The organism is Streptomyces sp. NPDC055966 (assembly GCF_042269865.1).
Lineage (GTDB): Bacteria > Actinomycetota > Actinomycetes > Streptomycetales > Streptomycetaceae > Streptomyces.
Window position 1 is genome coordinate 1 of the sequence record NZ_JBHJYK010000062.1, and the last position, 9,383, is coordinate 9,383.

Annotated in this window: 5 protein-coding genes and 2 pseudogenes; 4 read left to right on the plus strand and 3 right to left on the minus strand. The window is 73.0% G+C overall.

The window, feature by feature from the left end; all coding sequences use genetic code 11:
- The 4 genes and pseudogenes from ACFC8N_RS48390 to ACFC8N_RS48405 form a co-directional block, all read left to right on the plus strand.
- Positions 1–393: pseudogene (locus tag ACFC8N_RS48390) on the plus strand (dehypoxanthine futalosine cyclase); the annotation flags it as partial.
- A 108-nt stretch (positions 394–501) separates the two neighbouring features.
- Positions 502–1,491 carry an ATP-binding cassette domain-containing protein gene (locus tag ACFC8N_RS48395; protein ID WP_376296046.1) on the plus strand — a complete coding sequence of 330 codons (990 nt, stop codon included), beginning with the start codon at positions 502–504 and terminating at the stop codon, positions 1,489–1,491.
- On the plus strand, positions 1,491–2,342 hold the full coding sequence (locus tag ACFC8N_RS48400) for an ABC transporter permease (RefSeq protein WP_356040165.1): 852 nt from the start codon (positions 1,491–1,493) through the stop codon (positions 2,340–2,342). Before ACFC8N_RS48395 ends, ACFC8N_RS48400 begins: the two co-directional genes overlap by 1 nt.
- Positions 2,343–2,352: 10 nt before the next feature.
- Positions 2,353–4,896 (plus strand): AMP-binding protein, encoded by a 2,544-nt coding sequence (locus tag ACFC8N_RS48405; RefSeq protein ID WP_376296047.1) that lies wholly within the window; start codon positions 2,353–2,355, stop codon positions 4,894–4,896.
- 182 nt (positions 4,897–5,078) lie between these two features.
- Here ACFC8N_RS48405 and ACFC8N_RS48410 read toward each other — a convergent pair whose 3' ends face one another.
- From ACFC8N_RS48410 to ACFC8N_RS48420, 3 genes and pseudogenes are all read right to left on the minus strand, one after another.
- Positions 5,079–6,113: a ketoacyl-ACP synthase III family protein gene (locus tag ACFC8N_RS48410; RefSeq protein WP_356040170.1), complete on the minus strand. Its 1,035-nt coding sequence runs from the start codon at positions 6,111–6,113 to the stop codon at positions 5,079–5,081.
- A 39-nt stretch (positions 6,114–6,152) separates the two neighbouring features.
- Positions 6,153–8,831 carry a type I polyketide synthase gene (locus ACFC8N_RS48415; RefSeq protein WP_376296048.1) on the minus strand — a complete coding sequence of 893 codons (2,679 nt, stop codon included), beginning with the start codon at positions 8,829–8,831 and terminating at the stop codon, positions 6,153–6,155.
- Between the two features lie 15 nt (positions 8,832–8,846).
- Positions 8,847–9,368, minus strand: a pseudogene (locus ACFC8N_RS48420) (acyltransferase domain-containing protein); the annotation flags it as partial.
- Positions 9,369–9,383 lie beyond the last annotated feature (15 nt).

Consider the following 9,383-nt stretch of genomic DNA (forward strand, 5'->3'; position numbering starts at 1 on the left):
GCCACCCTCTTCGAGTACCTGCGGATGATCGCCATCGCCCGCCTCTTCCTCGACAACGTCCAGCACATCCAGGGCTCCTGGCTCACCACCGGCAAAGAAGTCGGCCAGCTGTCGCTCCACTACGGCGCCGACGACCTCGGCTCGGTGATGCTGGAGGAGAACGTCGTTTCCTCCGCGGGCGCCAAGCACCGCTCCAACCTGCTCGAACTGATCGGCCTGATCCGCGGCGCGGGACGCGTCCCGGCGCAGCGCAACACGACCTACGAGCTGCTGCAGGTGCACGACGACCCGGCGAACGACCCCGCCGACGACCGCGTGGTCTCGCACATCTCGTCCACGGCCATCGAGGGCGGCACGGCCCACCCCGAGCTGAAGCTGATCGCCGCCCGCTGAGCCGGCGGCCATGTGTCCGGGACCGGGGACACCCGGGTCCCGGACACCTGTGCTTCCCGCACACCCCACGCAACGCCCCCACCCCTGCACACGAGGACGGAGAACCCCATGGCGGGTGCCATTCACGCCACGGGTCTGGTCAAGACCTTCGGTGAGGTCCGGGCCGTGGACGGAGTAGACCTGGACGTGCCGGAAGGCGGCGTGCTGGGGCTGCTCGGCCCCAACGGAGCCGGCAAGACCACGACGGTGCGGCTGCTCACGACCCTGTTGCGCCCGGACGCGGGCACCGCCGTCGTGGCCGGCCACGACGTGGTCCGGGAGCCGGACCAGGTTCGGCTGTCCATCGGCCTCTCGGGCCAGTTCGCGGCGGTCGACGACCGGCTGACGGGCCGGGAGAACCTCCGCATGATCGGTGAACTGTACGGCCTTCGGGCGCGGGCCGCCCGGCAGCGGGCCGACGAACTGCTGGACCGGTTCGACCTGAGCGCGGCCGGCGACCGGGTGTCGAGAACGTACTCGGGCGGCATGCTGCGGCGGCTGGACCTGGCCGGCGCCCTCGTCGTCCGGCCCTCGGTGATGTTCCTCGACGAGCCGTCGGTCGGCCTGGACCCGACCAGCCGCCTGATGCTGTGGGAGGCCATCGAGGACCTCGTGGCGCAGGGCACCACGCTGCTGCTGACCACCCAGTACCTGGAGGAGGCCGACCGTCTGGCCCGGGACATCGCGGTCGTCGACCACGGGCGGATCATCGCGCGCGGCACACCGCGCGAACTGAAGTCGCAGGCGGGCGGCCAGCGGGTCGAGGTGGTGGTCGCCTGGCCCGAGCAACTCGACGCTGCCGCCGGGCTGTTGGCCCGGTTCGGCGCCCGCGGTCCGGACGTGGACCGGCCGCGCGGCATCGTCTCGGTTCCCGTCGACGGAGGAGTGCGGCTGCTGACGGAGGTCATCACCGCGCTGGACGCCGAGGGGATCGAGATCACCGACATCGGACTGCGCCGCCCGACGCTGGACGAGGTCTTCCTGGCCCTGACCGAGGACGTCCCGCGGAACCCGGTGCGCGCGGCGGCCGCCACCGGCGCGGCGGGCGAGAGGAAGTGATGAACGTGTCGGCAACGGCACCGCCCGTACCCGAACTGAAACCCGGCACGGTCACCAAGTCCGTGCGTGACACACTGGTCGTCACGCGGCGCAATGTGATCCGGACGATCCGCATCCCCGAGGTGCTCGTCCTCAGCCTGGTGCAGCCCCTGGTCTTCGTGCTGCTGTTCGCGTACATCTTCGCCGGATCCTTCGCCCTGCCCGGTGCGCACGGCGCCGCGGCCTACCGCGAGTTCATGATGCCGGGGTTCTTCGCCCAGACCATCGCCTTCGGCACGGCCAGCAACAGCAGCGTCAGCATGGCCAACGACCTGCAGAGCGGCATGGTCGACCGGTTCCGGTCGCTGCCGATGGCGCGAGGCGCGCTGCTCACCGGCCGCACGGTCGCCGATCTGGTGCAGAACGCGATCGTCGTGACCGTGATGATCCTGTGCGCGCTGCTGGTCGGCTGGCGCGCCCATCACGGGGTGCTGCAGGCCGCCGCCGGGTTCGGGCTGCTGCTGCTCATGGGATACGCGCTGTCGTGGGTGGGCGTCGTCATCGGTCTGACGGTGCGCGCTCCGGAGGCCGCGGCCAGCAGCAACTTCCTGTGGCTGTTCCCGCTGACGTTCCTGTCGAACGCGTTCGTGGCGCCCTCCACTCTTCCGACGGTGCTGCGCTGGGCCGCGGAGTGGAACCCGCTGAGCGCGACGGTGCAGGCCGCGCGGCAGCTGTTCGGCAACCCGGGGCTCGCGGCCACGGGTGCCTGGCCCGCCCAGCATCCCGTGCTGGTGTCGGCGGGCTGGTCGATACTGATCGCGGTGCTGTTCCGGACGCTGGCGGTGCGCCGCTACCGTTCGGCCGGCGCATGAGGGGGAACGCGTGAGCGCGGACGCCATGTTCCGGGCGGAGCTGATCCGCCCGGTGCACGAACTGCTCGCCGGGCACGCCGCCCGGCAGCCCGACCGGATCGCCTTCAAGGATGCCCGCCGCGCGCTGACCTGGGCCGAGCTGGACCGGCGTACCGCGCGGGTCGCCGGTCACCTGGTGGGGCTGGGGCTCACGCGGGGCGCGTCGGCCGCCATCTATCTGCCGAACCGGGTGGAGGCGGTGGAGAGCCGTCTCGCCGTCGCCCGCGCGAGCGCCGTCGGCGTCCCGCTCGACCCGCACCGCACCGACGCCGAGCTCGGCCACCTCCTGGACGACTGCGCCGCCCGGCTGGTGATCACGGGAGCCGCACAACTGCCCCAGGTGCGGCGCGTGTTGGCGCAGCGCCCCGGCACCGTCGTGGTCCTGGTGGGCGACACCACCGAGCTCGATGCCGTACTCGTCGGCCGGGACGCGGCGGACGAGTCACTGCCCCGTTACGAGACGCTGGCGGCCACCTGGTCGCTGCGCGATCCGCCACGCGACGACCTGGGGCTCGACGAACCGGCGTGGCTGCTCTACACGACGGGCACGACCGGGAAGCCGAAGGGCGTGGTCTCCACCCAGCGGGCCGCACTGTGGGCGACGGCGTCCTGCAACGCTCCCCTGCTCGGGCTGTCGGGCCGGGACCGGGTGCTGGTGCCGATGCCGCTGTTCCACACCCTCGCCCACAACATCTGCGTCCTGGGCGTCCTGGCCGTGGGGGCCGGCGCGTACATCACCGACGAGCCGGCCGCGGACGAGGTGCTGCGCACGGCCCGGGAGGAGAACTCCACCTTCCTGGTCGGTTCGCCGGCCCTGTACCAGCACATGGTGGAGCGGACCCGCACCGGCGGTTCCGCCCCGCCCGGTCTGCGCGTGTGCATGGTGGCCGGATCTCCCTGCCCGCCCTCCCTGCACGAGGCGTTCCGGTCCCGGTTCGGGGTCGCCCTGCTGGACAGCTACGGCAGCTCCGAGACGTGCGGCGCGATCACCACCAACCTTCCGCACGGTCCGTACGTGCCGGGTTCCTGCGGGCGCGCGCTGCCCGGCGTGACCCTGCGGCTGACGGACCCGCGCAGCGGCGCCGAGGCCGGTGCGGGCGAGGAGGGCGAGGTCTGGGTGTCCAGCCCCGCCCTCATGCTCAGCTACCACGGCCGGCCCGAGGCCACCGAGGCCGTGCTCTGCGACGGCTGGTACCGCACCGGCGACCTGGCCCGGCAGGACGCGAACGGATACCTCACCGTCACCGGCCGGTTGAAGGAAGTCATCGTCCGGGGCGGCGAGAACGTCCATCCGGCCGAGGTGGAAAGTGTGCTCCTCCAGGTGCCCGGCGTCGGCGACGCGGCGGTGGGCGCGAAACCGCATCCGACGCTCGGCGAGGTGCCCGTGGCGTATCTGGTGCCCGGGCCGGACGGGCTCGACGTCGAGGCGGTGCTGGCCACCTGCCGGGACGAACTGCCGCCCCCGAAACGCCCGGAGGAGGTCCACGCGATCGACGAGGTGCCGCGCGACCCGGCGGGGAAGATCGCCCGGCAGCGGCTGTCCGGGCTGACGGGGCGGCTCCTGTGGCGGCGCTCCCCGGGGCCGTCGGGGCGCGCCCGCTACGGGAGTGCGGCCGACCTGGGGCTGGCGGACGCGGAACATCCGCTGCTGGCCGCGGTGATCGAGCGTCCGGACACCGACGAGGTGACGTTCACCGGGCGGCTCGTGAGCGGTGCGGACGGACTGGTGCTCTCCCGTTCGGCCGACGGACGGACGGTGGTGCCGGGTGTCGTACTGCTGGACCTGGCACTGCACGCCGCCGGGCATCTGGGCTGCGGCCGGCTGCGGGAGTTCGACGCGGTACGACCGCTGGTGCTGCCCGCGGCCGGCGGTGTGCAGGTACAGGTCACCGTCGGCGGGTCCGACACCCTGGGCGTGCGGGCGGTGACGGTGTACACGCGCCGGGACTCCGGTGCGAGCGGCCGGCCGTGGGTCCGGCAGGCGTACGGCACGGCGGCCGCCGCCGGTGCGCCGCCGCGGTGGCAGCCGGAGGTGTGGCCGCCGGCCGGCGCCTGGTGGGTACCCGTCGACGAGGTCTTCGGCGGCCACGGGGCCTTCGGTGCCACCGGCCCCGGCGGCGCGCCGGCCGCGTTGCACGGCGTCTGGCGGCGCGACGACGAGCTGTTCGTCGAGGTCCGGGTGCCCGAGGGGACACCGGAGCAGGGCAGTCGGTTCGGGGTGCACCCGGCGCTGCTGGAGGCTGTGGCACGTGCCGAGCTGTGGGCGGGCCTGGGCGGGGCGTGGGATCCCGCCGGATCGGCCGCGGACCGCCTCGGGGCCCCGGACCTCTGGCGCGGGGTGACCCTGCACGCCGCCCGGGCCTCCGTGCTGCGCGCCCGGCTCACGGCCGCGGCGGACGGCACCCTCGGCGTGACGGCTGTGGACGCCGCCGGCGCTCCGGTGCTGACGGTGGACTCGGTGCGCTTCGGCGCGCTGTTCCCCGCCGTGCTCCAGACGGCTTCCGCGACGCCGTAGGACCCGCTGTCCGAGGAAGCGCGCCGAGATCGAGAGACGACCGCCCACCGCTGAGCAGTACGAGCGGTGGGCGGTCGCATGTGTGCGCACAGGAACGCGGGCCCACGGCACCGGCCAACACGCAGGCGGCCCCGACCGGTTGGGGGAAACCGGTCGGGGCCGCCTGCGCACGGCGCCGGGGTTCAGACCGCCCAGGCGGGCAGCTCGTTGATCGTGACCACGCTGGCGGTGCAGATCCAGCCGGGCCCCTGGGAGACCAGCAGGACGTGGTCGCCCGGGCCGACCTCCCGGGTACGGACCAGGTGCTCCAGCGTGATGAAGACGTCCGCGCCGCCCACGTGTCCGACGCTCTTGCCGAAGTCCCAGCTGGACCGGGACATGGGCAGCCCCAGCGGCATCATCAGGGAGTACTCGATCATCCGGCCGTCCATGTTGATCGGCACGACCTTGGCGATGTCCGCCGCGTTCAGGTCGGCGTCGACCAGGGCGCGGTGGATGACGCCCAGGTCGAAGACGGTCAGCTTCTCCAGCGTCTCCGACAGGGACAGTTCCGTCTCGGTGAACTGCTCGGCCCGCTGCGCCATGTCGGCCATCGAGTCCGACTGCCCGCGCAGGAGCTGCGGGCCGTCACCCCGGTGCCACTTCTCCAGGGCCGGGAGCACCCCGGCGTGCAACGACCGCACCGTGGCGAACCCCTCGTCCGCGCTGAGCAGGACGGAGGCGGCGCCGTCGCCGAGGAAGTAGGACTGGCCGTAGCCGGTCCACCGGTCGATCTCCGGGGAGGAGAAGTTCTCGCCGGAGGTGAGCAGCACGGTCTCGGCCTCGGCGGCGCCGGTCATCTGGCCGACCGCCACCTCCAGGGCGCCCAGCATGCCGTTGCAGCCCTGCTGGAGGTAGAACGCGGAGATGTCGTCCAGGCCCAGCTCGCGCAGGATGTAGCCCGGCGGGTAGGAGCCGACGGGCCCCTGGTAGTACACCGCGCTGTGCAGGTGCGAGGCGATTTCGTCGGGCTCGATCTTGGAGCGGTCCAGGGCGGTGCGGGCGGCCGAGACGGCCAGGTCCACGGCCGGCACGTCACCGGACACGTGCGTTCCGGTGAGTCCGTTCGACGCGACGACCTCGGCGTCCACACGGCCGTCGGCCACGGCCTGTTCCGCGCTCGCCCACTCGTGCAGAACGACCCCCAGGGAGTCGATGTGGACGTTCTCAATCCTCATGCGGGATCTCTCCTTGTCCGTCCGGCGCCGGGGCCGGTCTCAGGTGAGCAACTGCTGCTTGATGTGCTGGGCCAGCTCGGCCGGTGACGCGAAGTCGAACGCCACGCTGGGCGCGAGGCTCAGGTTGGTGTCCGTGTTCAGGGCGTTGCGGAGGTTGATCGAGGTCAGTGAGTCGAAGCCGAGGTCCTTCAGCACCGCGGTGGCCGCGACGGACTGCGCGGAGGAGTGTCCGAGAACAGTGGCGATCCGCTCGCGTACGAGCCCGGTCAGGGCCGCGTCGCGCTCCTCGTCGGTCGCCATCGCGGCCAGGACGTGGCGCAGTTCCGTCTTCTCCACCTCGGTGTCCTGCGCCGTCCGGCGGGCGCGGGCGGGCAGCAGGGACCCCAGCAGCGCCGGCGCCCGGCCCGCCCTCGCTCCCTCGTAGAGCGCCGGGAAGTCCAGCCGGGCGGCGACGGCGAGACCGAGTCCGGCCCCCTGCACCGCATCGAAGAGCTGCATCCCCTGGGCCAGGGGAAGTGCCACGGATCCCGGCAGTGCCTCGGCCTTGCCCTCGGCGAGACCGCTGTGTCCCTCCCACAGGCCCCAGGCGATCGAGGTCACCGGGACCCCGCGGGCACGCATGTCGTACGCGAAGGCGTCCAGGAAGGTGTTCGCCGCGGCGTAGTTGGCCTGCCCGGCCCCGCCGAGCACGCCGGCGAAGGAGGAGAACAGCACGAACGCGGAGAGCTGTGCGTCCCTGGTCGCGTCGCGCAGTGCGAGCACCGCGTCCGTCTTCGGCCGCAGCACCGCGCTCAGCCGTTCGGGCGTCAGCGAGGACACGACCCCGTTGTCAAGAGCGCCCGCGGTGTGCACCACCGCCCGCAGCGGCCGGTCGGCGGGGATCGCCGCCAGCAGTCCGGCGAGCGCCTTGCGGTCCGTGACGTCGCAGGCGGCGATGGTGACCCGGGCACCGAGCGCGGAGAGTTCGGCCTCAAGGTCGACGGCTCCCGGCGCCCCGATGCCCTGACGACTCGTCAACAACAGTTCCCGGACACCGTGTTCGGTCACGAGGTGGCGGGCGAGCGCCGATCCCAGCATGCCCGTGCCGCCGGTGACCAGGACCGTGCCGTCGACGCCGTCCAGCAGCGTCGTGTCACCGCCGCGGTCGACGGCCAGGCGCGTCAGCCGCGGCACCCGGGCGGCCCGCTTGCGCAGCGCCCACTGCGGCTCGTCGGAGCCCGCGGCCCGCAGCAGCGCACGCCAGGCCGGTTTGCTCGCGTCGGTGTCCACCAGCAGGAAGCGGTCCGGGAACTCGGTCTGCGCCGAGCGCACCAGCCCCCATACCGCGGCCGCCGTCAGGTCGAGCCGTCCCTCCGCCCCCGTGCCGTCCCAGGCCGGTACCGCGCCCCGGGTGAGGAACACCAGCCGGGACCGCTCGAACGCGGGCGTCGTCACCCAGGCTCGCGCCCAGTCCAGCGCCTGGCGCGCGGTGTCGTGGACGCCGCCGGCGAGTTCCTCGCCCGTCCGCTCCCCGCCGGCGGCGGCGCAGGTCACCACGACCACGTCGGGCGCACCGGAGGCGTCGGCGACCGCGGCGGCCAGGCTCTCCAGATCCGGGTACGCCTCGGTGTACTGGCCCACGGACATCAGCGCGGACCGGGCCCGCAGCGTGTCCTCACCGATGATCGCCCACGTGGCGGGGACCGGGCCGGCGCTCGACGCGAGGTCCGTGTCGCTCCACTCCACGCCGAACAGACCGTCCTGCTGTGCGGCGCCCGCCGCGCTCACTTCGCCACGTGAGACGGGTCGCGGTGTCACGGACGCCACGGTCAGCGCCGGGGCTCCGGTCGCATCGGCGGCCCGCACCGAGAACGCGCCGTCGGCCAGCGGGCTGATGGCCACGCGCAGTATCGAGGCTCCGGAGGCGTGCAGCGAGACACCGCTCCACTGGGCCACCCGCCGCAGCCGTCCGGAGTCCGCCGGTCGCTCCCCGGTCGGCAGCAGGTCCAGCACGGCCGCCGCCAGCACCGGATGGAGCCCGAACCCGGCGGCCTCCGCGCGCAGCCGCTCGGTCAGGGCGACCTCGGCGAAGAGGTCGTCGCCCCGCCGCCACACGGATCGCGTGGTGCGCTGCTCCTCGGAGCGCTGCTCCCCGGAACCGTCGCCCGTCGCCTGCCGCTCCTGGGGCACGCTCTCGGCGCCGACCGGCGGCCAGGCCTCCAGGTCCCAGTCCGGCGCCGGTCCTTCCTCGGTGAGCGATCCCTCGGCGTGGCACGTCCATGGCCGTCCTACTCCGCCGTCGCCCCGCCGGGAGTGCACGGCCACCGAACGAGCGCCGGTCTGCCCGGGTTCGCCGACGGTGACGCGAAGCTGGACGGCCTCGGACGTCGGCAGCACCAGAGGCTCCCGCACCGACAGCGTTTCCAGCCGCCCGCAGCCCACCTGGTCGCCGGCCATGGCGGCCAACTCGACCAGTACCGGGTCCGGGACGACCTGGGAACCACCGACACGGTGCCCGGCCAGCCACTCGTACGCTCCCGCCGAAAGGCGTCCGGTGAACAACACGCCGGTGGAGTCGGGCAGTTCGACGGCCGCACCGAGCAGGGGATGCTCCGTGCTCACGGCTCCGATGCCGGTCACACCGCGGGAAGCTCCGGGGGAAGCGGTCAGCCAGTGGTGGTCGCCCTGGAAGGGATACGTCGGCAGGTCCGGATGCGGCACCACACGATCGCCATGCACGACCACACCCTCGACGAACGCCTGCCCCACCGCCCTCACCACATCACCGAGACCACCATGATCCCGACGCAACGTCCCCACCACCGCGAACACACCCTCCGGGTCAGCCCGCTGCACCGTCTCCTGCAACGGCACCACCAACACCGGATGCGGACTCACCTCCACGAACGCCCGGAACCCCGCCCCCACCAACGCCCGCGTAGCCGCCTCGAAATCCACCGCATGCCGCAAATTCCGATACCAATACCCACCATCCAACACCGCACCCTCAACCCGCGCCCCCACCAACGACGAGAAGAACGGCACCCCCGGCACCGACGCCACCACCGGCGCCAACACCTCCGCCAACTCCCCCTCAACCGCCTCCACATGAGCCGAATGCGACGCATAATCCACCTCGATCCGCCGCACCCGAACACCCGACTCCTCGGCATGGGCGACGAGTTCGTCCAGCGCATCCGCGTCACCGGACACCACCGTCGACGTCGGCCCGTTCAACGCCGCCACCGACACCCGACCCGCCCAACGGCCCGCCAACTCCGAAGCCTCCTC

Excerpts from the sequence above, each read along its gene's own strand:
- ACFC8N_RS48395 (WP_376296046.1), top strand. The coding sequence starts at position 502 with ATGGCGGGTGCCATTCACGCCACGGGTCTGGTCAAGACCTTCGGTGAG.
- ACFC8N_RS48400 (WP_356040165.1), top strand. The coding sequence starts at position 1,491 with ATGAACGTGTCGGCAACGGCACCGCCCGTACCCGAACTGAAACCCGGC.
- ACFC8N_RS48410 (WP_356040170.1), bottom strand. The coding sequence starts at position 6,113 with ATGAGGATTGAGAACGTCCACATCGACTCCCTGGGGGTCGTTCTGCAC.